The organism is Halomonas sp. V046, from assembly GCF_052645355.1.
The window spans coordinates 72018-96436 of the sequence record NZ_JBQXYF010000009.1 but is presented as its reverse complement, the minus strand read 5'-3'; the positions used below and the strand labels follow the sequence as shown (position 1 = coordinate 96436).

General features: G+C 61.7%; 25 protein-coding genes and 1 pseudogene. 22 read left to right on the top strand and 4 right to left on the bottom strand.

The genetic code is table 11. From position 1 onward, the window contains the following. The first annotated feature begins 132 nt into the window (after positions 1 to 132). The 10 genes from ACUN9Y_RS13690 to ACUN9Y_RS13645 all read left to right on the top strand — a co-directional run bounded on the left by ACUN9Y_RS13690 (position 133) and on the right by ACUN9Y_RS13645 (position 10003). Entirely contained in the window at positions 133 to 522 is a 390-nt protein-coding gene (locus ACUN9Y_RS13690) for an ectoine synthase (protein ID WP_445461271.1), read from the top strand. 370 nt (positions 523 to 892) lie between these two features. Beyond that, positions 893 to 1717 carry a hypothetical protein gene (locus ACUN9Y_RS13685; protein WP_445461270.1) on the top strand — a complete coding sequence of 275 codons (825 nt, stop codon included), beginning with the start codon at positions 893 to 895 and terminating at the stop codon, positions 1715 to 1717. A gap of 267 nt (positions 1718 to 1984) precedes the next feature. After that, positions 1985 to 2929, top strand: a complete 945-nt coding sequence (locus ACUN9Y_RS13680) for a SphA family protein (RefSeq protein ID WP_445461269.1) — start codon at positions 1985 to 1987, stop codon at positions 2927 to 2929. A gap of 334 nt (positions 2930 to 3263) precedes the next feature. Further along, positions 3264 to 4271 (top strand): TRAP transporter substrate-binding protein, encoded by a 1008-nt coding sequence (locus ACUN9Y_RS13675; RefSeq protein WP_445461268.1) that lies wholly within the window; start codon positions 3264 to 3266, stop codon positions 4269 to 4271. A gap of 63 nt (positions 4272 to 4334) precedes the next feature. Then, a complete protein-coding gene (locus tag ACUN9Y_RS13670) occupies positions 4335 to 4874 on the top strand; it encodes a TRAP transporter small permease (RefSeq protein ID WP_445461267.1) in 540 nt (179 codons plus the stop codon). Between the two features lie 2 nt (positions 4875 to 4876). Next, the gene (locus tag ACUN9Y_RS13665) at positions 4877 to 6157 is read left to right on the top strand and encodes a TRAP transporter large permease (protein ID WP_445461266.1); all 1281 of its coding nucleotides are present in this window, start codon (positions 4877 to 4879) and stop codon (positions 6155 to 6157) included. Between the two features lie 49 nt (positions 6158 to 6206). Next, positions 6207 to 7349 carry a mandelate racemase/muconate lactonizing enzyme family protein gene (locus ACUN9Y_RS13660; protein WP_445461265.1) on the top strand — a complete coding sequence of 381 codons (1143 nt, stop codon included), beginning with the start codon at positions 6207 to 6209 and terminating at the stop codon, positions 7347 to 7349. Continuing rightward, positions 7346 to 8209: an amidohydrolase family protein gene (locus tag ACUN9Y_RS13655; RefSeq protein ID WP_445461264.1), complete on the top strand. Its 864-nt coding sequence runs from the start codon at positions 7346 to 7348 to the stop codon at positions 8207 to 8209. The genes ACUN9Y_RS13660 and ACUN9Y_RS13655 overlap by 4 nt, the downstream gene beginning before the upstream one ends. 140 nt (positions 8210 to 8349) lie before the next feature. Continuing rightward, positions 8350 to 9150, top strand: a complete 801-nt coding sequence (locus ACUN9Y_RS13650; RefSeq protein WP_445461405.1) for an NAD-dependent epimerase/dehydratase family protein — start codon at positions 8350 to 8352, stop codon at positions 9148 to 9150. 94 nt (positions 9151 to 9244) lie between these two features. Next, positions 9245 to 10003 (top strand): FadR/GntR family transcriptional regulator, encoded by a 759-nt coding sequence (locus tag ACUN9Y_RS13645; RefSeq protein WP_445461263.1) that lies wholly within the window; start codon positions 9245 to 9247, stop codon positions 10001 to 10003. A 75-nt stretch (positions 10004 to 10078) separates the two neighbouring features. Here ACUN9Y_RS13645 and ACUN9Y_RS13640 read toward each other — a convergent pair whose 3' ends face one another. Beyond that, positions 10079 to 11227, bottom strand: coding sequence for an MFS transporter (locus ACUN9Y_RS13640; RefSeq protein WP_445461262.1), 1149 nt, complete (start codon positions 11225 to 11227; stop codon positions 10079 to 10081). A 173-nt stretch (positions 11228 to 11400) separates the two neighbouring features. Between ACUN9Y_RS13640 and ACUN9Y_RS13635 the strand changes: the two genes are divergently transcribed. Beyond that, the gene (locus ACUN9Y_RS13635) at positions 11401 to 11715 is read left to right on the top strand and encodes a YrhK family protein (RefSeq protein ID WP_445461261.1); all 315 of its coding nucleotides are present in this window, start codon (positions 11401 to 11403) and stop codon (positions 11713 to 11715) included. Between the two features lie 414 nt (positions 11716 to 12129). Here ACUN9Y_RS13635 and ACUN9Y_RS13630 read toward each other — a convergent pair whose 3' ends face one another. After that, positions 12130 to 12498 carry a MerR family transcriptional regulator gene (locus tag ACUN9Y_RS13630; RefSeq protein WP_445461260.1) on the bottom strand — a complete coding sequence of 123 codons (369 nt, stop codon included), beginning with the start codon at positions 12496 to 12498 and terminating at the stop codon, positions 12130 to 12132. An 82-nt stretch (positions 12499 to 12580) separates the two neighbouring features. Between ACUN9Y_RS13630 and ACUN9Y_RS13625 the strand changes: the two genes are divergently transcribed. Further along, positions 12581 to 13396, top strand: a complete 816-nt coding sequence (locus tag ACUN9Y_RS13625) for an aminotransferase class IV family protein (RefSeq protein WP_445461259.1) — start codon at positions 12581 to 12583, stop codon at positions 13394 to 13396. An 825-nt stretch (positions 13397 to 14221) separates the two neighbouring features. Then, on the top strand, positions 14222 to 14848 hold the full coding sequence (ycaC, locus tag ACUN9Y_RS13620; protein ID WP_445461258.1) for an isochorismate family cysteine hydrolase YcaC: 627 nt from the start codon (positions 14222 to 14224) through the stop codon (positions 14846 to 14848). A 471-nt stretch (positions 14849 to 15319) separates the two neighbouring features. Here the strand turns inward: ycaC and ACUN9Y_RS13615 are convergent, their stop codons facing one another. Beyond that, positions 15320 to 15958 carry a TetR/AcrR family transcriptional regulator gene (locus ACUN9Y_RS13615; protein ID WP_445461257.1) on the bottom strand — a complete coding sequence of 213 codons (639 nt, stop codon included), beginning with the start codon at positions 15956 to 15958 and terminating at the stop codon, positions 15320 to 15322. A gap of 89 nt (positions 15959 to 16047) precedes the next feature. Between ACUN9Y_RS13615 and fabF the strand changes: the two genes are divergently transcribed. The 7 genes and pseudogenes from fabF to yidD form a co-directional block, all read left to right on the top strand. Continuing rightward, a complete protein-coding gene (fabF, locus tag ACUN9Y_RS13610) occupies positions 16048 to 17316 on the top strand; it encodes a beta-ketoacyl-ACP synthase II (RefSeq protein WP_445461256.1) in 1269 nt (422 codons plus the stop codon). A 730-nt stretch (positions 17317 to 18046) separates the two neighbouring features. Beyond that, on the top strand, positions 18047 to 18895 hold the full coding sequence (locus tag ACUN9Y_RS13605) for an ATP-dependent zinc protease family protein (protein ID WP_445461255.1): 849 nt from the start codon (positions 18047 to 18049) through the stop codon (positions 18893 to 18895). 69 nt (positions 18896 to 18964) lie between these two features. Further along, positions 18965 to 20479, top strand: a complete 1515-nt coding sequence (locus ACUN9Y_RS13600) for an inactive transglutaminase family protein (RefSeq protein WP_445461254.1) — start codon at positions 18965 to 18967, stop codon at positions 20477 to 20479. Between the two features lie 3 nt (positions 20480 to 20482). After that, positions 20483 to 21463 carry an alpha-L-glutamate ligase-like protein gene (locus ACUN9Y_RS13595; protein ID WP_445461253.1) on the top strand — a complete coding sequence of 327 codons (981 nt, stop codon included), beginning with the start codon at positions 20483 to 20485 and terminating at the stop codon, positions 21461 to 21463. A gap of 148 nt (positions 21464 to 21611) precedes the next feature. Further along, on the top strand, positions 21612 to 22049 hold the full coding sequence (locus tag ACUN9Y_RS13590; protein ID WP_445461252.1) for a transcriptional repressor: 438 nt from the start codon (positions 21612 to 21614) through the stop codon (positions 22047 to 22049). Between the two features lie 42 nt (positions 22050 to 22091). Further along, positions 22092 to 22535 carry a phosphoribosyl-AMP cyclohydrolase gene (gene hisI / locus ACUN9Y_RS13585; protein ID WP_445461251.1) on the top strand — a complete coding sequence of 148 codons (444 nt, stop codon included), beginning with the start codon at positions 22092 to 22094 and terminating at the stop codon, positions 22533 to 22535. 33 nt (positions 22536 to 22568) lie between these two features. Continuing rightward, positions 22569 to 22859 (top strand): annotated as a pseudogene (gene yidD / locus ACUN9Y_RS13580) (membrane protein insertion efficiency factor YidD); the annotation flags it as partial. A 191-nt stretch (positions 22860 to 23050) separates the two neighbouring features. Here yidD and ACUN9Y_RS13575 read toward each other — a convergent pair. After that, on the bottom strand, positions 23051 to 23476 hold the full coding sequence (locus tag ACUN9Y_RS13575) for a SufE family protein (RefSeq protein ID WP_445461250.1): 426 nt from the start codon (positions 23474 to 23476) through the stop codon (positions 23051 to 23053). Between the two features lie 293 nt (positions 23477 to 23769). On the opposite strand from ACUN9Y_RS13575, the gene ACUN9Y_RS13570 reads away from it, so the two are divergent. Further along, a complete protein-coding gene (locus ACUN9Y_RS13570) occupies positions 23770 to 24177 on the top strand; it encodes a hypothetical protein (RefSeq protein WP_445461249.1) in 408 nt (135 codons plus the stop codon). Next, the gene (locus ACUN9Y_RS13565) at positions 24177 to 24335 is read left to right on the top strand and encodes a hypothetical protein (RefSeq protein ID WP_445461248.1); all 159 of its coding nucleotides are present in this window, start codon (positions 24177 to 24179) and stop codon (positions 24333 to 24335) included. The genes ACUN9Y_RS13570 and ACUN9Y_RS13565 overlap by 1 nt, the downstream gene beginning before the upstream one ends. The last annotated feature ends 84 nt before the right edge of the window (positions 24336 to 24419 follow it).

Here is a 24419-nt window from a genome sequence, read left to right as displayed (position 1 = left end):
CTCACCGCCTCTGCTCGAAGCGGAGCAGGATGTGAAACTTAGGCAGCGAACTGATAGCCTGCATTTCGCCCTCGGCGAGACGCTGCGGCTGGCCTGATCGCCAGCTCGTGAAGGACCCAAACGGAGAACACCATGATCGTTCGCAATCTTGAAGAAGCCCGCAAGACGGATCGCCTGGTCAAGGCCGACAACGGTAACTGGGACAGCACTCGCCTGTCTCTCGTCGATGACGGCGGCCATTGCTCCTTCCACATTACTCGGATCTTCGAAGGGACCGAGACCCACATCCACTACAAGCATCACTTCGAAGCGGTCTACTGCATCGAAGGAGAGGGAGAAGTGGAAACTCTGGCCGACGGCAAGATCTGGCCGATCAAGCCTGGTGATATCTACATCCTGGACCAGCACGATGAACATCTGCTGCGCGCCAGCAAGACCATGCATCTCGCCTGCGTGTTCACGCCCGGCTTGAGCGGCAACGAAGTTCATCGCGAGGACGGTTCCTACGCGCCGGCTGACTGATCGCCTGCCGTAGTCTTCCTGGCGGTTCTAGACAGCGCCCCGGCCTCCACGGCCGGGGCGCTGTCGTTGGGACCCACAACGGGGACGAGTCCGGTCAGCATTCGGGAGTGCACGGAGCGCCATCCACCCCTCACCCGCGGTATAGCGAGTGGCGCCTCATTCTATTGTGCGTATTCGATCAGTCGTGAGAACCCTGACGGGTGATCATTCCATCTGCTGATATAGTTCATTCGTGTCACATCCGCCTTCAGCTCGCGTACCGGGGCTGACGCTTGATGCCCAAGGGACACGCGGCGGGCACGCCTCGGCAGCGTGCCGGGCCCGTGACTACGCCGGTTCCTTCCTTATCCCACCGCCGGGAGCGACAAGAATGGTGAAACCTTTTCTGACCTGTGTGGCTGCGCTGTTGCTGAGCGGGTGCGACAGCGGTTTCGATATCGAGTTCTTGCGTCCCGTAGGGGACCGAGTACTGGCCGAGTCTCAGGTAGAGCAAGCCCTGAAGGAGCTCGGCCATGAAGGCGTAGAGACGAAATGGAACGACGACAAGGCCCTCAGCATTACCTTCGACGACGATGACGACGTCGATACGGAAGGGCTGGGCCTGCAGCTGCGACAGCGCCTGATGCCAGAGATTGAGCCGAGCCTGGCCCTGGTCGACTTTCTGTCCGGCGCGGTGGCGCTTTCGATGCGTCAAGGCGCGAGTGCCGACAGCGTCGATGAGAACCTGATCGTCAGCGTCGGGCTCCGCTGGAAGGAAGCACAGGTGGGGCGGTTTGCTCAGTCGTCGTTGTCGTTCGAGCGGCCGGGTGGCGAACGTGTCGAGGTCACTAGCCTATGCGGGGTGAAGGTCGAGTTGTTGGTTCCGATACAGCGATCTCCCTTCCAGGACGTCGTGACGTGGGACCTGCGGTATCGCCCCGTGGCGGAGGTCGTCCAGAACCTCGACGTAGGCTGGATCAATCGTGTCTTCTATTTCCCCCCGGGAGAGATCGTACTTGCCAGTTCGCTATCAGGACGCGTCGAACCGGCGTTGGAGGATGGTGCAGGCGGCCCGTTGTTCGAGGCAACGGACTCGGACACCGCCTGTCTCGAGCAGATTGTCGAGCGTGCCAACGGCGACATTCATGGCTTACTCGACACCCGGGCGGCACTGTTCAACGTCGCTACGGTGTCTTCCGGGTGGTCAAAGTGGTGACAGGGCGGCGACGGCTGAGCCGATAGCCGGATGGTTGAATTGGCGAGCGTTTCGCAATGGCCGAGATGACAGTCGGGCGATCGCAATGACGAACTTGTCGTAACGGCCGACGTCACCGACGGCTGGTTAAAGTGGTGAGCGTGTTGCAACGGACGAAATGGCGGTCGGGCAATAGTCTTGGCAGGTATTCAACGCTACGGCAAGACGTTATCAAGGCTCGGCCTATACTGTGCTTAAAACGCTAATTCCTTCGTCCAGGATGCCACCATGCGAAGCCTGTCTTGTCGCGCCGCCATCGCCATCGCCATCGGTCTCGCCATGGCGCCGTCCGGTGCCGCCATCGCCTCCGAAGGCGGAACCAGTGTCTACCTCCCGGGTGCCTATAACGATTTCGCGGCGGGGCTGGCACCGCCGCCCGGCGTTTATGCGCGCAATGACCTGATCCGTTATGACGCCGACATTGGCGCTCGCCCGCTCGGCGGGCGCTTGTCTGCCGGCATCGACCAGACGCTATGGCTGAACCTGTTGAAGCTGACCTGGGTGTCGGAGATCGAACTGCTTGGCGCGACCTATATTGCCAGTCTGAACCTGCCCTATGTCTTCGATGTCAGCGTCGACGCCAACAGCGCTTTCGGCGACCAGGAACGTTTCAGTCAAGGCAGCAACGACGGCTTCGGCGACCCTTATCTCATTCCCATCGCGCTCAACTGGGCCAATGGCTCCCACCATACGACCGCGGCGCTGGGCATCAGCATGCCTTTCGGCCGTTACGACAGCGACGACCGAGTCAACCTGGGGCGCAACTACTGGGCCCTGGACCCGACACTGACCTACAGCTTTCTGCCCGCCAGCGGCTGGGACCTGTCGCTCACCGCGGGGCTGCTGATCAATTTCGAGAACCAGGACACGGACTACACCACCGGAGACGAGTTTCACCTCGATGTGCTGGCCGCCAGATACGTCACGCCGACCTTTGGGCTCGGCCTGGCCGGCTACTGGTACGAGCAGATCGAATCCGATAGCGGCCCGGTGCCGGATCGTCTGGAAAGTGGCTTTCGCAGCAGCGGGGCAGGGGTAGGGCCCGCGGTGATGACGAGCTTGCCCGTGGGAGGCGTGCCCTTGACGCTGATCGGCAAGTGGCTGCATGACGTCAGCGCGGAGAATCGCTTCGATGGCGATACGGTCAGCCTGTCGGCGGCCTGGGCCTTTTGAGGTAGGCCCGCTGCTCGGCTCCCGACCGTGAGCGTCCGGTGCGAGGACAATCGAGGGGGCAATGAATTACCCACGAGCCACCTTTCTCCAGTGGCTCCCCTTAGCTGCGTTGAAACTGCGTAAAGCTATCGACTTTAGGCGTAAAACTGCATTTTTCTCTTGAGTGTACGGCGGCGACTTCCTACTTTGTCATACATAGTACGTCATATAAGGCAGGCTACGGTTTTCCGTCCGTTGCAGCGTGGCGTGCCGGCATCGACGTACTCGTACTAGGGCGCTCAAGCATTTGTGACCCAATTGACACAACTGACACAACAACGCCAAGAGGTCGAACATGACACACCCGCTCTCCACTTCACTGCCCCGCACTCTGTCGTTTACTGCCCTGGCCACGGCGCTAAGCCTTGCCTCGATGTCGGCGATGGCCGATCAGTGGAGGGGCTGGAACATCCATCCGCCCGAGTACCCCAACAGCATCGCGCTGGAGAGCTTCGCCGAGGAGGTCACCGCGAACACCGAGGGTCGCGTTGAGCCGAAGGTCTATCACAACGCGGTGCTCGGCGATCAGCCCGATGCCATCGAACAGACCCGCAACGGCGCCCTGGATTTTGCCAATTTCAACATGGGGCCGATGGGACCGATCGTACCGGCGACCAATGTGCTGTCACTGCCGTTCGTGTTCAGCAGTGAAGACGACATGTATCGGCTGATGGATGGCGAGATCGGGCAACGTTTTGCCGATGCTCTTGAAGAAAAAGGCTTGGTCGCGCTGTCCTGGTTCGGCTCCGGCGCCAGAAGCCTCTACAACACCAAGCATGCCGTCGAGACGCCGGAGGATGTCCAGGGCCTGAAAGTTCGGGTGATGAACAACGACCTCTACGTGGAAATGATCGATGCCCTTGGCGGCAACGCCACACCGATGGCGTACAGCGAGGTCTATCAGTCGCTGAAGACCGGTGTTATCGACGGTGCCGAGAACAACTACCCGTCGTACGAATCCAGTGGCCACTACGAAGTGGCGGGGTACTACTCCAACACCGACCATCTGGTGTTGCCGGAGTGCCTGTGTGTCGCCAAGGCCAGTTGGGATGAGCTGTCGTCGGAAGATCAGGAGATCGTGCGCCAGGCGGCGCAGAACGCTGCGAAGGAACAGCGCCAGCTGTGGGCCGAGCGCTCCGAGGCCAGCCGAGAGAAGGTGCTTGAAGCCGGCAGTGAAATCAATGATGTGGCCGACAAGGGCGCCTTCCAGGCCGCCATGCAGCCGATCTATGACGACTTTACCGCCGCCCACCCCGACCTTGCCCCGCTGATCGACGATATCAAAGCCGCTCAGGCGGAGTGATCAGCCAGTTCGTTGACTCGCCCCGGTCGCTGAGACCGGGGCCCAACCGGGAGGTTGCAAGACGTGACTCACCCTTCTGACGTGGTGGATGCCGACGCCGAGGCACAAGGCGACCGCGGTCGCCTCGACACCTGGCTCGATGGCATCGCCCATCTTTGCATCATGGTTGCCGGTGTCTTGTTGGTCTGGTTGATTGCCACCTTTGGCTGGCTGGTATTCGGCCGCTATATCCTCAACAACACGCCCACCTGGGTCGAGCAGTCGGCGCTGCTGTGCGTGGTCTACATCACCTGTCTCGGCGCCGCCGCAGGAGTTCGCAACAACACCCATCTGAGTATCGACATGGTTCGCGAGCGCATGCCGAGTGCATGGCGCAAGGCGATGTGCCATGTCGCAGATCTCTTTGTCACCTGCTTCGGCGTGTTCATGGCCTGGCAGGGCGGTCTGCTGGTACTGGACAACCTGGAGCGTCCGATTCCGATGATCGGACTGTCGGAAAGCTGGCGCGCCGCGCCCTTGGTTATCTGTGGTCTGCTGATGGTGCTGTTTTCACTGGTCAATATTGTGCGTCGTCTGGCGCCACGCCCCAAAGGGGAGGGCTGATCATGGGCTTGACGATTCTTTTCGGTGTGTTTTTCCTCGGCTTGATCGTGGGCGCGCCGGTGGCATTCGCCGTCGGGTTGGCTGCGGTCAGTGCCTTTCTGTATGAAGGGCTACCGATGTTCGTGGCCTTCCAGCGTATCCTGTCGGGAATCTCGGTCTTCTCTTTGCTGGCCATTCCGTTCTTTATCTTCGCCGGCGAACTGATGCTTCACGGCGGTATCTCCCAGCGCTTGGTGCGCCTCGCGTCGGCGGCGGTCGGTCGAGTACGCGGGGGCCTTGGCATGGTGAACGTCAGCTCTTCGATGCTGTTTGGGGGGATATCCGGCTCTGCCGTTGCCGATACCTCGGCGCTAGGCTCCATCCTTATTCCGGTGATGCGCGAGAAGGGCTATGACGCCGACTATTCGGTCAATGTCACGGTCACCTCCTCGATCGCCGGCGTGGTCATCCCGCCCAGCCATAACATGATCCTGTACGCGGTGGCAGCCGGTGGCGGAATTTCGATCACCAAGCTGTTCATGGCGGGCATCCTGCCGGGCATTCTGATGTGTGGTCTGCTCGCGCTGGCGGCCTACGTCGTCGCCGTGAAGCGCGGTTATGCGGGTGAGCCGTTTCCGGGCTGGAAGGCACTGGCGGTGAGCTTCGCCGTCGCCTTGCCGGGCTTGATGACGGCCGTGATCATCGTCGGTGGGGTGCTGTCCGGTGTGCTCACCGTCACCGAATCGGGTGCCTTCGGCGCCATCTATGCCATCGTGGTCACCGGCCTGGTGTACCGCGAGTTGCGCTGGGAGTCGTTCAAGCTGGCGGTCTACCAGGCGGTTCGCACCACGGCGCTGGTCATGATCCTGGTCGGTTGCGCCTCGGCCTTTTCCTATCTGTTGGCCTTGTACAGCGTTCCGCAGCTGCTGACCGATGCGCTGATCGGTATCACCGACAACCCTTACATGATCCTGCTGATGCTCAACCTGATCCTGCTGGCTCTCGGCATGATCATGGACATGGCGGCGCTGATACTGATCTGCACCCCGATCTTCCTGCCGGTGGCGACCCAGTTCGGCATGGATCCGATCCAGTTCGGCATCATCATGATGATCAATCTGGGGCTTGGCCTATGCACGCCGCCAGTGGGTGCTTGCCTGTTCGTCGGTAGCGTCATCGGCAAGATCAAGATCGAGGAGGCGGTACGCACCATGTGGCCGTTCTACCTGGCGCTGTTCGCGGCCTTGATGCTGGTGACCTATGTCCCGGCTCTGTCCATGACGCTGCCGGGGCTGATCGAATGATGCGGGTTCACTCTAGTGAGCTCAACGACACGTGCCACGGGGAGGCGTGATGAAAATTGCAAGCGTCAAGACACATCTGCTCGACTATGGTCTGGATACCGCCTTCGAGAGTGCGTCGATGCGATTCGAGAGGCGCCAGCATTGCCTGGTCGAGATCACCTGCGACGATGGCACCGTCGGCTGGGGCGAGTGCCTCGGGCCGGCTCAGGCCAACGCTGCCGTGGTCAAGACCTACGCCACTGGCATGATCGGCACCGATCCACTGGCCAATGAGAAACTCTGGCTTACGCTCTACAATCGCCTGCGTGATCAGGGCCAGCGCGGCCTCAGCGTCACCGCCTTGAGCGGTATCGATATCGCGCTGTGGGACATCAAGGGCAAGCACTACGGCGCACCGATCTGCGAACTCCTTGGCGCACGCTACCGCGACAGCGTGCGTGCCTATGCCACGGGATCGTTTCGCCGTGACGGGGTCGACAGGGTTCAAGACGTGGCCGAGGAGGTCAGCGGATACGCCAAGGAGGGTTTCCACGGCGTCAAGATCAAGATCGGCTTCGACGTCGAAGAGGACCTGCGGGTAATCGCCGCCGTGCGGGAGTCGATCGGTCCGGATCGCCGCCTGATGATCGATGCCAACCATGGCTACGATCTCCTCGAAGCCCTGGAAGTTGGCCGGCGCGCGGCGGCGTTCGGCATCGACTGGTTCGAGGAGCCTGTGCTGCCCGAGCAGATTGGCACCTACCGCGCCGTGCGTGAGGGGCAGCCACTGCCGGTGGCCAGTGGCGAAAACTGGCATGGCCGCTACGCCATGCTCGAGCCGTTACAAACGCGGGCCATCGACATCTGCCAGCCAGACATCTGTGCGGTCGGAGGATTTACCGAAATCCGCAAGGTAGCTGACCTGGCGGCCATCCACGGTGTTCGGCTGGTGCCGCACGTGTGGGGCACCGCGGTGTGTATCGCCGCGAGCCTTCAGTTCATGGCGTCCTTGGCGCCCAATCCACCGCGGCGCGAACCGATCGAGCCGATCATGGAATTCGACCGCACCCGCAACCCCTTCCGTCAGGCGGTGGTCACCACCCCCCTTGAACACGTCAACGGTGTGGTCCGGATTCCCGATGGCCCGGGGCTTGGCATCGACATCGACCGCCAGGCACTGGCCGACTATGCCCTCAAGGAGCAACAAGCGTGAGCGTAATCCCAGCCAATACTCGGCCTCTGGATGGCCCCAGCCCAAGACTCAAGGCGCCGGCCGGCGCCACCGACTGTCACGTCCACCTGTATCTGCCCGAGTACGAGGCTCAACCGGGTGGGCCGGGCATCGCCGAGCTTGCTACCGTCGAGGACCTCAAGCGCTATCAGCGTTGGATGGGCCTGGAGCGAGTGGTGGTCACCCAATCCAACGCCTATCAGTTCGACAACGCGGCGCTGCTCGCGGCGCTCGACCAGATGGATGACGCTGCCGCACGTGGCGTCGCGGTCGTGACACCGGATAGCGACGCCAGAACCCTCGAGGCCTGGCATGCCAAGGGCGTTCGTGGCGCACGTATCATGAACCTCGGCGGCGGTGCCGTGCCCGTCGCTCGCATGCACGAAATCGAACCGCTGACGCGCCCCCTCGGATGGCATCTGATGGTTCAGTTCAATGGCCGCGAGCTCGACGATCATCTCGACAGCCTCAAGCGCCTGGAAGGCGACTTCATCATCGACCACCTCGGCAAGTTCATGCCCCCAGTGGCGCCTGACGATGCACGGGTCGATGCCATTGTGCGCCTGCTCGATAACGGCAACGCCTGGTTCAAGGTCTGTGCGGGATACGAGTCGAGCCAGACCGGCGCGCCTGAGTACGCCGATGTCGGCGCCGTCGCCAAGCGTGTCATCGCCCATGCGCCCGAACGGATTCTATGGGGCAGCAATTGGCCCCATGTCGGTGTGCCCCGAGCCCAGTACCCGGATGACCCCGAACAGCTGGACGTCTTGTTGGACTGGGCCACCGACGCTCAACGTCAGAAGATTCTGGTCGACAACCCGGCGACACTGTACGGCTTCTAACCTCGCGATCGCCAAGCAGGGTCCCGCACCGGCGGAGAGAGGGCGACGCGCTGCGGGAGCTTCGTTGACATCCTTCGCCGCGATGTCACGCTCAATATGAAAGTTTTTACTAATATAAACATCCAGCAAGGAGAATCATGATGCTCGATAGAATGCTCGTCACCGGCGCCGCCGGCGGACTCGGACAGGCGCTTCGTCCGCACCTCAAGCGCCTCGCGCGGACCGTGGTGTTGTCCGATATCACCGATATCACCGATCTGGCCGAACACGAAACCTTCGTTACCTGTGAGCTTTCCGACGCCGAAGCGGTATCGGCCCTGGTCGATGGCTGTGATGGCATCGTCCACCTCGGTGGGGTATCGGTGGAAAAATCCTGGGACCTGATCCTGCCGGCCAACATTGTCGGGGCCTACAACATTTACGAAGCGGCCAGGCGGCTGGGCAAACCACGCATCGTGTTCGCCAGCTCCAATCACACCATCGGCTTCTATCCGCGTACCGAGCGGCTGGACAGCAGCGTCGTTCGGCGGCCGGACTCGCTGTATGGCCTGTCCAAGTGCTTCGGTGAAGACCTGGCGAGCCTCTACCACGACAAGTTCGGCCTCGAAACGTTGTCGGTGCGCATCGGTTCGTGTTTCCCGAAACCCGCCGATACGCGAATGATGGCAACATGGATGAGCATCGAGGACTTTGTTGCCTTGCTCGAGCGCGCGTTCATCACCCCGAAGCTCGGCTACACCGTTGTCTACGGAGCCTCGAACAACAGCGAGCAGTGGTGGGACAACCACCGCGCGTCGTTTCTTGGCTGGGTACCCAAAGACAGCTCCGAGCCCTGGCGCTCAGAAACCGAGGCGAAGGACGGGCGCCTTGACCCCGATGACCCTGCGGTCGTCCACCAGGGAGGAAAGTTCGTGGCCCAGGGGCACCCTGACGACGAGTAATGGCTAGGCGACCGTACCAGAACGGCCTGTTAAACTTGCGCCAAGCCACGTATGCATTCGCGCGAATGGACGCGCGCATCGAAGAGGAATCGTTATGGTAGCCAAGCCCGAACCCCGAAGGGAGGCGCCGCCGCTCAATGTTCAGAAGCTGTCCCGAGAGGGCAGCCTGTCGCTGAACGTTGCCGACCAGCTTGAGCGGTTGATTACCGACGGGTCGATTCATGTCGGCGAGCGGTTGCCGACGGAAAGTGGACTCTGCGAGTCTTTCGGTGTCAGCCGTACCGTCATTCGTGAAGCAGTGGCGCACTTGAAATCCCTCGGCCTGGTCGAGGCTCGGCGTGGCGTCGGCACGACGGTGCTGCGCTCGACCCCCGCGGAAGCGATGCCCGCCAAACGCATTCGACCGACCACGGTGGAGGATATTCTTCACGTCCTCGAGCTACGCCTCAACCTGGAGCCAGCGGCGGCGGCGCTGGCGGCCACGCGCCATACCGAGGATGATCGGCGCGACATCGAGCAGTGTCATGCCGCCTTCGTCGTGGCCCGGGAGCAAAGGACCCTGGCACGCAATGAAGACTTTGCCTTTCACCGAGCGATCGCTGTCGCAACACACAATCCCTTTTTCAGCGTGCTGTTCGAGCAACTCAATACCAGCGCAATCCCCCGTGCCAAGCTGGTCAGTAGCGAGGTCAACACGGCATCGTCGAATAGCTACTTGAGCCGCGTGGAACAGGAACACCTTGAGGTCGTGGAAGCGATACTGGCACGCGACCCACAGGCGGCGCATGACGCCATGCGTCGCCATCTGGTACGTGCCCGTGAGACGTACCAGCAGTTCCAGATCGGACGATGAGGTGCAGCGTACTCCGCCTTCGGCGCCAGACGGTGGATCACGCCTCGAGCGATGCAAGGCACAAAACGGGCGCTGTCACCTTGTCCAGCGGCTAGCCGCGGCGGCTATCAGCAACAAGGCAGACAGCAGCAGAAGGGCACCCACGAGACTGCTCAACCCGGCGATCAACCCGATGACGGCAGGTCCTGCCAGTACGCCGGCATAACCCAGGGTGGCCACGGCGGGGACCGCGACACTTTCAGGCATCAGCGTCTGACGCCCGGCGCTGGAGAACATCACGGGAACGATATTGGCACAGCCTAGCCCGGCGAGTCCGCAGCCGAACAGGGTGACTGGCCAGGCCGGAACGAGACACATCAGCAAGATCCCACCGGCGGCTAACACGCCGCCGCAGGCCACGACGCGTACCGCGCCCAACCGCTGTATCCAACGATCTCCCTGGAGACGGCCTAGCGTCATCGCCAGGCAGAAGACTGCGTAGGCCGCTCCGGCATAGGCGGTCGGCACGCCGCGATGTTCTGCGAGCAACACGGCGGCCCAGTCGAGCATGGCGCCTTCGGTAAGAAAGCTGACGAAACAGACAAGGCCCATGACCAGCACCACCCCTCTGGGCACGGCGAACACCGGCCCCGCGGCGGCCCCCTGGGCATCGGCTATCAATCCCGGGCAAGCGACAGCGAGAGCCGCTAGCAGGGTGGCCACCAGCACCAGCGCGGTGATAAGCGGGGAGAGACCGCCGGCGAGCAGTGCGATCGCGACACCGGCACCGAGAATCGAGCCGAGGCTGAAGAGCCCGTGAAAGCCGGACATCATGGTGCGCCCGCTGTCACGTTCTACCGTCACGGCCTGCAGGTTCATGGCCACATCAAGAGAGCCGATGCCGCCACCGAACAACAGCAGACTGATGGCCAGCACCGGCATCAGGGTGGCTGCGGCCAATAGCGGCAGGCAGGTCGCCGCCAGCAGCGTCGCGACGACGATAACGCGCCGGCAGCCGAACCGAGCGACCAATGGGCCGGTGACAGGCATCGCCAGAATCGACCCGGCGCCCAGACACAGAAGCAACAGCCCCAGGGTGCCTTCGTTCAAGGCGAAGCGCTCCTTCACGTAAGGCACCAGCGGTGCCCAGGAAGCAAGGCCGACACCCGCGATCAGGAAAATCAGACGGGTCGCGCCTTGGCGGGCGCGCTGGGCGCCATGGGGCAGGGCAGAGGCAGATATCATGGGGACTCTTGAAGGTGCATTCTGCGCTCCAGTATGGCGAAGGCAAGCCTTGGCTTCGAGTGGCGTAGCGATCGGTGAGTTGCAGCGTTGCCATGCCGAGACGAAACCAATCTCGCGCTCGCGTGCTAGTGTCGTTCGAATCCCTATTGCCAACGAGCCACAGGAACGAGTCCATGTCGAACTCAGCGCAACCTGACGTCGCGGGCGCCACCGACGCGAAAGTCATTCACATCGGACACGAAGAGATCGTGATCCGCCAACGCTATGAAGTCATCAGCATCGTCAACGACCTGCTGATTGGCATCTGGTTCTTGATCGGATCGGTCTTTTTCTTCTTCGACTCTCTGGTCGACGCGGGGACCTGGCTGTTCGTGGTCGGGAGTGTCGAGATGCTCATCCGGCCCAGCATTCGCTTCGCCAGGCGCGTGCATCTGAAGAGGTTTCACCCAGAGGGGCCCGGGAGCTCGGACGCCGCGCATGACTTTTGATTCGGCGGCTGCGGTTTTGTCGGTCGCATGACTCCTACGTTGCCGATATCAAGCCGGTATCAAGGCGCAGGTATCGCGATCGCCGTTGACGCTCCGGTTGGAAGATAGGAATCAATGCCCCGGCGATGATGCTGACACCGAAGGCCCTCGGGTATCCAATCCACTGGCGGACGGTTACCAACGCGCCCGTTCCCAGTCATAAAAAGCCAAACGGGGATTGGCGTGAGCCACGCCCAGAACAGAGCCATGCCGGCCAGCACGCCGACAAACACGGATTGGTGCATCAGCCGCATGGCGCTGGTTTCTGTCGGTGATAGTGTTGGCCCCGCGACTCATGCCCGATGGTTCGCATAATGTATATTATGTTAAATTCGATACAGGGAAGGACACTCATGAGCCTCGGCGCTGCCTTCGTCAACCTTCCACGTCCTGCAGGAAACTCTTCAACACGCCTCGGCTTTGCATCAGCTTCTCCATCTTCTGATCAGCCAGACGTAGCTGTTCATGCAAAACGTTGCGCAACTCGTCACACGGCTCGAACACTGGATCATCTCCCCTCACGCACGGCAGGAACGCCCGAATCGTCGCCAGGGTCATGCCCGCCGAGCCAAGCAATTTGATCCGCTCGACGGTACGAATCTCTGCAGGTTCATAATCGCGATAGCCACTTTCCGTTCGTTTCGGCTTCAGCAATCCCTCGGCCTCATAGTAGCGCAGCATCCGCACGCTCACGCCGGTGCTGGTCGCCAGCTCGCCTATTCTCATATTTTTCTCTCGCTTCACTCAGTTGCTCTTGACCCTGACAGTACTGTCAGGGTCTAAGGTACAGGCTCTGTGAGTCACGTTCACCAAGGAGCAGAAAATCATGTCCAGCGTACCCAGACGCTATCCAGTCCAGATCAATGGCCAAGCGGTAAGCTCCCGAGAGCTGACGCCAATCGCCTTTGCAGGGTTTGCACACTTCACGGCAATGCAGGTTCGAAACCGCAAGGTCAAAGGAATGGACCTGCATCTGACTCGCCTTCGCGAAGCCTCGGTGGAATTCTTCGGTCGAGCCTTGCCCGACGAACAGGTTCGATCCTATATCGAGATGGCTATCAGCGAGGGGCCGGTAGACCAGTCATTGACGGCCACTGTCTTTTCCCGCGGCGGTGAGTTTACCGCTGACAGCATGGACGCAGATCCTGAGGTTCTCGTTCGAACAGCGGCGCCATCCAATGGCCCAGAGGGCCCGCTCAGGCTGGACGCAATACACTATGAGAGGCCGCTAGCCAAGATCAAGCATGTCGGCGAGTCTGCCAAGACCTACTATCTGCATCAAGCCATCCGCCGGGGCTTTGACGATGCCGCGTTCGTGGACCGGCAGGGACGATTGAGTGAGGCGACTATCTGGAATCTTGTCTTCCAGGATGGTGAAACGGTGGTCTGGCCAAGGGCCGAGATTCTGAAAGGGACCATGATGGGCATCGTTCAACGGCAGTTGGAACGCGCAGGTATTCCTCAGACGCATGAGAATGTCAGTTTAGCGCGGCTTGCCACGCTATCAGGCGCAGCAGTGATGAACTCCTGGACCCCCGGGATCGCCGTGACGGCCATTGGTTTACAGGAAATCCCTGAATCGGCATCCTTCATCCGTCTGCTGCACGAGTCTCTTGCATCAGAGCCCGCCCGCCACGCTTAGCCCCAAGGGAGTTGGCCTAGTCGCGACTTGGGAGTGCCCAGTGTCCTGCCGGGTCGGCACGCCCTGACCTTCCCTCCATGATTTACCGCATCAACGACGTAGCAGAGGTCATCGCGCGCTCGTCGCGCATTGTCCTGTTATTGGGACGATCCGTGTCGTATCGCCCACCTAGTGGAATTGCCGTTCTTGAAATAGGCTGCATGACATCGACGCCAAACGCCTCTCCTGTCGGTGCGAGGCCCCGGATGATGAAAGTGATCCAGACGGTTGTCGTCACACCGCGTGAGGACAGGGTTCGCAACGACTTCCTTGTGCGGTCTCTGTTCCACGACGAACCGGGCGGGGAGCCTCAGGCCTTTCCTGTTCTGGGCCATGCGGACCCCTGGTCTCAAGCCGGCCAAGCATCCACGTGGAGTACCACGGGGATGTGCGGGTAGCACCGATAGGAGGCGTCGTGTTGCCGGTGCCGGAATGGCATACCACACTGTGAGTGACTCTGGATGAGGCAGTCTTGGTCAGTAGCGGGACTATCGTCAGTGACGAGTCCGTAGCGAACTTCGAATGACATCGCCATGAACGGCACCTCGAAGCCAGTCACGAGGCCCGACTGCTACTGGCAGGCAGTGAGCCCAGCAATGAGCCAATAGAAGGCCAACGGCCCCTTCGTGATGAACACGTTTCGAGGAGGTTCACCAGGTGGTCACTGATTTCCCATAGGACAAGTACGGCGCTTAGAACAACTCGCGGGAAACGGCGTCGTGGGTGGTCCTGTCCGACAGGCAATCTGCCGGACGCTTCTCAACCTGATGAAAACGGAGAACCAATATGTCTTTTGTTTACAATCGATTGAACAAAGATGATGTGGCGCTGCTGATGATCGACCACCAAGCCGGTCTACTGTCGCTGGTGCGGGACTTCAGCCAAGATGAGTTCAAGAACAGCGTCATGGCCTTGGCGGATATAGGCGAATTCTTCGATCTCCCAACCATCCTGACCACCAGCTTCGAGGATGGTCCTAACGGGCCGATGGTGCCCGAGTTGAAAGAGAAATTTCCGCATGCGCCCTATATCGCTAGGCCTGGACAAGTCAATGCGTGGGACAATGACGACTTCGTCAAGGCCATAAAAGATACCGGTAAGAAACAACTTATCATCGCAGGCGTAGTGACAGAGGTATGCGTGGCCTTCCCTGCGCTGTCGGCTCTCGAAGAAGGCTATGAAGTATTCGTGGTCACCGACGCCTCCGGCACGTTCAATCAAACGACTCGGGATGCTGCGTGGGATCGCATGTCACAGGCTGGTGCGCAATTGATGGGATGGTTTGCGGTGGGTTGCGAACTGCATCGCGATTGGCGCAACGACATCGAAGGCTTCGGAGGCATTCTCGCGAACCACCTACCCGCTTATGCAAACCTCATTCAGAGTCGCGACTCCGCGCTTCAACATAAATAAATTCATGACGATCGGTGGCGGTCGTTCACGTATGAAATGGCTGCCATCGGTGGCACGTTACGCGAATCCATCGTCACGACGTGACGATGGTTAGCATCGGGCCAGCGCAGGCACACGAATGGGCACGACTCTGTGTCGCGTCGATGCCACGATTGAATCGCCACGAATTCTCTAGGCACCCGTCGGGCGCTGCGTGTCACGCCGTGCGCATTCAATGGGAAACTGGTCAATTGCTGGACCACGGTCTCGTTGCACGGCACTTCGCGTCCATTCCCTTGAGCGTAGCCTCAAACGATGCCACCCGAAGCCAAGCTTGACTGCCTTACCCTTCTATCTGGCCGCGGGGTTCGAAACGCCTGAAGGGTATCTCGGGGACAGGACGATGTTGCGCAAGCGTCTCGTTTGATGCTTGGCGGATGGCCTGCAAGCTCGTTGCGTCGTCGACCGACTGCCCTCGGCTGATCGGGACCGTTAGGTGGCCAGCAGCCCTTCCATCTCGCGCTCATCCACGCCCAGCATCAATAGAATCTGCTTCTGGGCCGCCTCAAGGATGTACGCCCTCTCCTCTTCGTCCGGCAGGCTCTTGGCGATCGCCACGGCGCCGACCAGTGATGCCAGAATCGCCCGTGACTTCTCGGCGATGGCGTCGCGGTCTGGCTCGAACGGCAGTTTCTTCAGTCGGCTTAAGGCGATGAGGCGGGTTTCCAGCATCTTGCGCATACGCTGGTAAGACGCCTGGAAGAGCGTCCTGATCTCGGGGTTGTCGTTGCCGATCTCGTTGAACAGTACGGTTTCCGGCCCCGGCTGGCTCTTGCGTTCGAGTTCCTGAAGGTTCCAGTAGTTGGCGACCAGCGCGGTCAGGTGCTTGATCGACAGCGGCCCCTTGACCAGTCGCGCGGCACGGCTGCCCTTCAGGGTCTCATGGACGGAGGCATTGTACAGCGCTTCCTTCGACTCGAAGTGCGAATAGAAGGCGCCATGGGTGAGCTTCGCCAGCTTCATGATCTGGCCGATGGAGACCTTATTGAAGCCGTTGCGGCAGAACAGCTCAATGGCGGACGTCAGGATCCGCTCCCGGGAACTCGCCTTGTGGTCGCTTGAGTAGGGCATGACGTCCTCGCCGTCGGCAGACAATATTATCTTGATCATATTTAGCGCGATGCTAGCGTGGCGGCAATCGTCAGCCTTCTGGAGACAGCATGCAATCACCTATCGTCATCACCGGCATGGGAATGATCAGTCCCCTCGGATGCGGCGTCAACCCGAGCTGGGAACGGCTGGTCTCCGGGCGTTCCGGCATTGGCCTGATCACGCGCTTCGATAGTGGCGACTTGCCGATCAAGATCGCCGGCCTGGTGCCTGACATCGATCAGGACCCCGACGCCGGATTCGACCCGGATCGTGTCGCCGATGCCAAGGAGCGCCGCAAGCTGGACCTGTTCAGCCTCTACGCCCTGGCCGCCGCCCACGAGGCCTTGAGTCAGGCCGACTGGTTCCCCCAAGGCGAGGCCGAGCGACGTGCCACGGCAACGATCATCGCCTCCGGCATCGGTGGCTTTCCGACCATCACCCAGGCGCAGAACACCCTGACCGAACGCGGGCACCGCCGGCTTTCGCCCTTTACCGTGCCGGCCTTTCTGGCCAACATGGCGGCCAGCAACGTTTCGATCCGCTACGGCTTTCGCGGGCCCCTTGGCTGCCCTGTCACGGCCTGCGCGGCGGGTATCCAGGCGATCGGTGACGGCATGAGGATGCTGCGCAGTGGCGAGGCCGAGGTCGCGCTCGTGGGTGGCGCCGAGGCCTGCGTCGATCCGTTGTCGCTGGCAGGCTTCCATGCGCTGAAGGCTCTGTCGACCGAGCAGGAGCATCCCGAGCGCGCCTCGAGGCCGTTCGACAAGTCGCGTAGCGGCTTCGTCATGGGCGAAGGTGCCGGGCTCATGGTCATCGAGACTCTGGCGCACGCCCAAGCCCGCGGCGCCACACCGCTGGCGGTGCTGAGCGGTTATGGCACCAGTGCCGACGCTCATCACATCACCGCCGGGCCCGAAGACGGCGCCGGGGCGGCCGATGCCATACAGGCCGCGCTGCGCATGGCGAATCTCGGCGGCGATGATATCGACTACATCAATGCCCACGCGACCTCGACGCCAGTCGGGGACCGTGCCGAGATCGCGTCGCTACGGCGCGTGTTTGGTGATGCCCTCGGTGGTATCCCGATCTCGTCGACGAAATCCGCCACCGGCCACCTGCTTGGCGCCGCCGGCGGTGTCGAGAGCCTTTTCGCGGGGCTTTCGGCTATCCACGACCGTCTTCCACCGACCCTGAACTTCCTCGGTGCCGACGACGAGATGCACGATCTGGACTTTGTGCCGGACACGGGCAGAGCGCATCGCACACGCCACGCCCTGTGCAATGGCTTTGGTTTCGGTGGCGTGAACGCGGCCCTCATTGTCAGCAAGTTGGCGTGATTCGTAACCTTCGTCATGCAGTGAGTACTGCCCGGTCATGGCGTAAGTAGAGCGCCACGATGACCGGACACCTGCAGCCAACATCGCACAGCGCCGCCCTCGCCGGTACCACCACACCCACCGGGGGCGGCCTGTCACCTTCCCAGGCCTTTTTGCCTTGTGGTGCGCCCCAGACCATCGGTCGCTGGGACTTGCCCAGTCCTCGGGGCTAATCTACCAGGGACACGGTTTTTTCCAGGACGGCAAACCCTGGGTATCTCACGTACATGCTTTGCCGTGGGCGGCGCGCGGATGACGCACCCACGACGTTGTCCTGAGCCGACCAGCGCTCGTCGCAAAGCCACCTCCAGAGCCGGCACTGCCCTTGCGCCACCCCAGGAACCATGCCCGGTGCTTAACCCAGATTCATGCCCCGCCTGACAGAATCTATGCGATTTTTGCGCTAAGCCTTTGGCGTGATGGCACCTTTTTCTTCGCCGACGGTCATATCGCCTGGATCACGTGATGCCGGTCGTCGGCACAGCCGTGGGGTGCGGTGAATCGGCAAGAGAGACACCGATTCGGTCATTCTCAGACGCTGAAACCTCGTTGGCTGCGCCAGTTCCGGCATGGACAGGAGGCGGCGCGCTCCTTATCATCGCGTCAATTTACCGATTTTCACCGGCGTTCCAGACACCGTGGATAGCGGGCTCTACACTCTGATTCATGCCGACAGAAGGACGCAAGCGCGATGCCCTTTCGACCGTTTTCCCTGATGCCCATCGTGGGCGCCATGTTACTGGGTGGGTGCGCCCTGGCTCCGGTCGATCGGACTCCTCCTCCTACGCCGGTGTCTCCGGCCCAGTTCGAGGCCGGGATCGATCGCCTTGAGGCTCAGCTCGTCGGTCAGTGTGGCCTGACCCAGGACATGCTGGCGGAGCGAGCCGGGCAAGATCGGCGCATGAGCGCCGATATTCGTGAAGTTGGCGGGTTGCTGCGCGGTTTGCGGGGGGATGTGGCGCGGCTTGACCAGGGCGATAGTGAAACGCAGACGGTCGTCAGCGAGTGCAGTGCCGAAGCGGCTGGTCTCGGCAACAAGGAGCTTGTCGGTCGCAGCGAATGGGTGGGCTTGCCGGATGTGGGGACCTATCTCAAGGCACGCATCGATTCCGGGGCCAATACCTCGTCGCTGTCCGCCACGGAGGTCACGACCTTCGAGCGTGATGGCGAGGACTGGGTGCGCTTCAAGTTGGGGCTCAGCGACGACGATGTCGTCGTCGAGAGCGTCAGGGACGAATGGATCGAGGCGCCGGTGGAGCGTGAGGTGCGCGTCGTCCAGTCTTCCGGCGAGGAGAGCCGGCCGGTCGTCAGCCTGCTGATGACGCTGGGCCCACTGCGTGAACCGGTAGAGTTCACGCTCAGTGACCGGACGCACCTGAGCTACCCCATCCTTCTTGGCCGCCGCTTCTTGATGGATATCGCCGTCATCGATGTGGCCGAGCACTATGTCCACCCCCGCCCGGAGTTTTCTGGCGGCGAATCAGCCGAAGAGGCGGATGATGACGAAGCCTCCGATCTCGACGATCAGGAACAGCCCTAGGCCATTCGTCGTCCCGCCGGGGCACTTTTCTCGCCGGCCCCGGCAGCCCGTTTTCAGCAAGGAAGAATCATGTCCAGACTGCCCTTTTATCTGATCGTCGCCCTGCTACTGGTCGTCGGGATCGTCATGAGCGTTCATCGCCACGTTCAGTTCGAGGTCCCCTGGACGCCGGGCGAACAGCGTCAGGTATGGGAGATTGAAGCCCAGGTAACCTTCGATGGCGAAGGCGAGTCGGCCAAGGTCGACATGGCCCTGCCCTCGTCTCAGCCGGGCTTTCGTGTGCTGACCGAGCATACGGCGTCACCCGGCTATGGCCTGGCGTTTTTACAGGAGAATGGGGCACGTCGTGCCGAATGGTCGACCCGTGAGGCCATCGGTGACCAGCGCCTGTACTACAGTGCCCAGGTACTCGTCGCCCCCAGCGCCCGCAAGGCAGGCTCCCTGCCACCGGCGCCGGAGGTACAGGACGTAGCCTGGGAGCGCCCCTATGACACCGCCGCCGATCAAGTCATCGCGCGGGCCTGGTCGCGTTCCTCCGATGCGTTCACCTTCGCTCGGGAACTGCTGCTCGACTTCACCGATGAGCGTCAGGGCGAGAACGCTCGCCTGCTGTTGACCCAGTTCGACCGTGTGCCGTTGCTCGTTCGCCTGCTCAACCAGGCCGGCGTCGCCGCTCAGGAAGTCAGCGGCCTGGTGCTCGATAGCGGCCGCCGTCGTCAGAGCCTGGCCTCGTGGGTGGAGGTCTATGATGGCGACAAGCGCGAGTTGTTCAATCCGGTCAATGGCGCCCAAGGCCGTCCGGATAACCTGTTGCTGTGGGAGAACGCCGGCCAGGCCGTCCTGGAGGTCGAAGGCGGCAGCAATTCACGCATCTCCTTCTCGATGCTATCGCGCAATCAGCCCGCTGCCGCCGCGGTGCGCAGCCAGTTGGCCAAGGACGAGGACACGCTGCTCAACTTTTCCATTCATAGCCTCCCGCTTGAAGAGCAGGCGCTGTTTCAGACCATCCTGCTGATTCCCATTGGGGCCTTGGTGGTCGTATTGCTGCGGGTACTGGTGGGGATCAAGACCTCGGGCACCTTCATGCCGGTATTGATCGCCCTGGCCTTCATTCAGACCACCCTGCTCACCGGCCTGGTCGGCTTTCTGCTCGTGGTCGCGGTCGGCCTTGTCATCCGAAGTTATCTTTCACACCTGAACCTGCTTCTGGTGGCGCGAGTGTCGGCGGTGATCATCACGGTCATCGCCATCATCTCTATCTTCACCGTGATGTCCTATCGCTTCGGCTTGAACGCGGGTCTCACCATCACCTTTTTCCCGATGATCATCCTGTCCTGGACCATCGAGCGGATGTCGATTCTGTGGGAAGAGGAAGGCCCCAAGCAGGTGCTGGTTCAGGGCGGCGGCAGCCTGCTGACGGCGGTGCTGGCCTACCTCGCCATGAATAACCCGTGGATTCGCCATATCACGTTCAACTTCCTCGGCGTCCAGCTGATCCTGATGGCATTCATCCTGCTGCTGGGTAACTACACCGGTTATCGCCTGCTCGAACTGCGCCGGTTCAAGCCGGTGACGGAGGACTGAGGCATGCGCAACTGGACCACGCCAGCGAAGCTCGAGGCCAAGGGCATCATCGGCATGAATCGGCGCAACATTCGCTACATCGGACGTTATAACAGCCGCAAGCTTTACCCGCTGGTCGATGACAAGCTCAAGACCAAGCTCCTGGCAGAAGAATATGGCATCGCCACACCGCGTCTGATCGGCACGGTGACCACCCAGTTCGGGGTCAAGCATATTGCCGAGATGCTCGCCGGTCAGACAGGGTTCGTGATCAAGCCGGCCAAGGGCAGTGGCGGCAAGGGCATCCTCGTCATCGAACGGGTCGAGGGCAAGCACTTCATCAAGCCCAGCGGCGCCGAGCTCGACATCGAGGATATCGAGCGGCATGTGTCCAATATCCTGTCCGGACTCTACTCGCTGGGCGGGTCGCCGGATGTCGCCCTGGTCGAGGCCCTGATCAATTTCGATACTGGGTTTGCCGCCTATAGCTACGAAGGTGTTCCGGATATTCGAGTGATCGTTTTCAAGGGCTATCCGGTGATGGCGATGATGCGGCTATCGACCGCGGCCTCGGACGGCAAGGCCAACCTGCACCAGGGTGCTGTGGGGGTCGGCATCGACATCGCCAGTGGGCGAGCCGTGCGCGGTGTTCAGTTCGACCGTTCCCGCAGTGACCATCCGGATACCGGGCATGAACTGGCCAGCCTGCAGATTGGCGGCTGGACCACCCTGCTGGAGCTGGCCTCGAGCTGCTTTGAGATGACCGGACTTGGCTATCTGGGCACCGACATGGTGCTGGATCGCGATCTCGGGCCGATGTTGCTGGAGCTCAACGCGCGCCCTGGCCTGGCGATTCAGATGGCTAACGGCGAAGGACTGCGCGGTCGCCTCGAACTGATCGAGCAACAACCGGAAGGCGTTTCGGTCGCCGAGCGCGTCGCCTTCGCCCAGCACCATTTTGCGCGACAAGGTGAATTGCAGGACGCGCCGGCCGTGGCCATCTGAATTTCTCGACGGCAGCGCAGCAGCCCCAGCCGACGAGGCCGTCGGCTGGCCGCCCCGTCGGCCAGCGGGTAGAATGGGGCTCCGCTCTTTGTGATGGGCCCTTCGCGCTTCGTGAAGTGGCCGTCCGACATCCGCTACCAGGGACGCCATGACCGACTCTGCCCTGCTTCATCAGGCCGAACAGCAATGCCAGCGACGCGGCGTTCGCTTCACCCCGATTCGTCGCCGGGTGCTCGAGCTGATCGCCGAGGCCAGCGGTGGGTTGAAAGCCTATGACCTGCTCGATCGGCTCGCCGAGGGCCATGCCGCGGCCAGGCCACCGACGGTCTATCGGGCGTTGGAGTTTCTGATCGAACAAGGGCTCGTGCATCGCATCGAGTCCCTCAACGCCTACGTGGCTTGCCCGTGTCCCGAGCACGCGCATCGCTTTCAGCTCCTGATCTGCCGCGATTGCGGCCTGGTCGAGGAGCTGCACCTGGACGAGATCAATGACCAGTTGTCGACCCAGGCCAAGGCGCTTGGGTTCAAGGTTCAGCGCCAGACCATCGAGCTGCTCGGGTTGTGTCAAGCCTGCCAACCTCATTGACCCACGTGGCGGCCCGCCGCCTCGCACTGCCTGGATCGCCCCATGTCTGAGATCTTCAAGCGCCTCGAACGCGCCGCCACCGACAGCACCATGGCCATTGGTCAGCTACTCGACGCCATACGTTTCAACGACGACGGCCTGCTGCCGGCCATCGCCCAGCAGCACGATAGCGGTGAGGTGTTAATGATGGCGTGGATGAATCATGAAGCCTTGCTGGAGACGTTGTCGACCGGTCGGGTGTGCTACTTCTCCCGCTCCCGCGCAAGACTCTGGCGCAAGGGCGAATCCTCCGGCCAGCAGCAACGGCTGGTCAGCGCGGCACTGGATTGTGATGGCGATACCCTGTTGCTGCAGGTGGATCAGACTGGGCCTGCCTGCCACACCGGGCGCAGGAGCTGCTTCTACCTGGGCCTGGAAGGCGACACCGCCCGTATCACCAGTGCCCCTCTGATCGATCCTGATGCGCTGTATGCCAACAAGGGCTGACCGGCGAAGTGATCGTCGGCGGGGGTATCGCCCATGACTCGGTTCGCGCCCCTTGTTGCCCTGCCAAGGCGATGCATAGCCGCCTTGGCCATCGGCCTGATCGCCGTCTACCAGAAGCTCTTAAGTCCCCTGCTCGGCCCACGCTGTCGCTACTGGCCGAGCTGCTCGCACTACAGCCGTGAAGCCATCGAAACTCACGGCCCGTTGCGGGGCGGCTGGTTGGCACTGAAGCGAATCCTGCGCTGCCACCCCGGCGCCGAAGGCGGCATCGACCCTGTGCCGGGAGGCCCGAGCGAGACGATCTGTCGTGAGGACCCGGATCTCGATGATCGCTACCGTCTTCGCACCGACGCATTCGGCCATGACGTGCTAGACGAGACAGCCGGTATCGATGCTAGCGCTCGAGCGGAGCGTCCATCGGAAGATAAGGCGTGCGGAGCGCGGCAAGGCCAGCGGCGCTCCTCATGATCGTCTCGCCGTTCGCGTTACTGTACTCGAGAGGGGCTTAGCGTGCCTTAGGCGATCTCTTGCCCCGCCACCTGGTAGATACGCTCGAGCATGCTGTTCAGGCCGTTGCTGCGCGTCGGTGACAAGTGCTTATCCAGGCCCAGGTCCTTGAGGAAATGGGGGCTGGTAGCGACGATGTCGGCGGGCTTGCGGTCATTGTAGATGCGCAGCAACACGGCAATCAGCCCCGAGACGATGGCGGCATCCGAGACGGCATCGAAGTGCAGTGCATCGCCGCGGCGCTCATGGCGCATCCAGACGTTGGACTGGCAGCCCTGAATCTTCAGCTCATCGGCTTTCCAGGCCTCGGGGAACTCCGCCAGCGCCTTGCCCATGTCGATGATGTACTGATAGCGATCCATCCAGTTGTCGAAAAGCTCGAATTCCTCTACCAGGTCCTGTTGAGCCTGTTCGGGGGTTATCTCGGTGGTCATGGCAACTCCTTGGGTCATCGCGCGATTATACCGTTCGCCGGCGGTCCCCGTCGTCCCCTGGTCGGCGTGACCTTCACCGTCCGCCGAGGCCAGATGCGCAAGACCCGGGCTTGGCGCAGGCGGGACAATGCTACACTGTGGCGCCCGCCTGACTCGCCGCCGACGTGTCCGCCGAGTAGCACCGCGGCTGTCGCTGTTGGGGCCGCCGGGTTCCGAGGCGTCAAGACGCGGAGGATACCCCGAGGGTCGGGGCTCGCAGAGCGAAACCGGATGCCAGGAAAGGAGTGCCAAGGATGACCACCGAGCGAAAGGACAGGAAGCTCGATGCGCTGGAACGGGAGCTGGACGAGTATCTCGACGAACCTGGCCTTGGCAGCGTCACAGAGCAATCATCGACACCCGCAAGGTCGCGGCCGTCGCTCTCGCGGCAGCAGCTCGAGGACATCATCGAGCACCTGGCCGCCGAACGGCGCGCCAAGCGCGCCGCCATCACCGCCAACCTGCTGGACCTGCTGGATCGCGCGGGGACCACCGTGGGCGCACTCTCCTTGATCGCGCTGTTCTTCGCCGACAAGGCCGGCGAGCATGGCGACCTGCTGGTCGCCAACACCGCGAAGCCGCTGTGGGGCGCGGCTATTGGCTTCGGCCTGGCCGTCGTGGCATCCTACAGCAAAGCCCTACTCACCTGGAGGGGTAAGTGATGACCTTTCATATCGCCATGTTGATCATGCTGATGGCCACGCTAGGCCTGTCCTACGCCGCCTACCGGCTCGACAAGGGCTACAAGTCAGACGTCAAGGCGCTAACCGATCACGCACAGCGCTACATGGCCCGCAAGCACGGCTCGATGAAGCCCTGACCGCTCTGCGCGGATGATTGCCCTCAGATCATGACAATCAGACCATGAACCCCCCTGCCGGTGAGCCGGCAAGGGGTTTCGTCG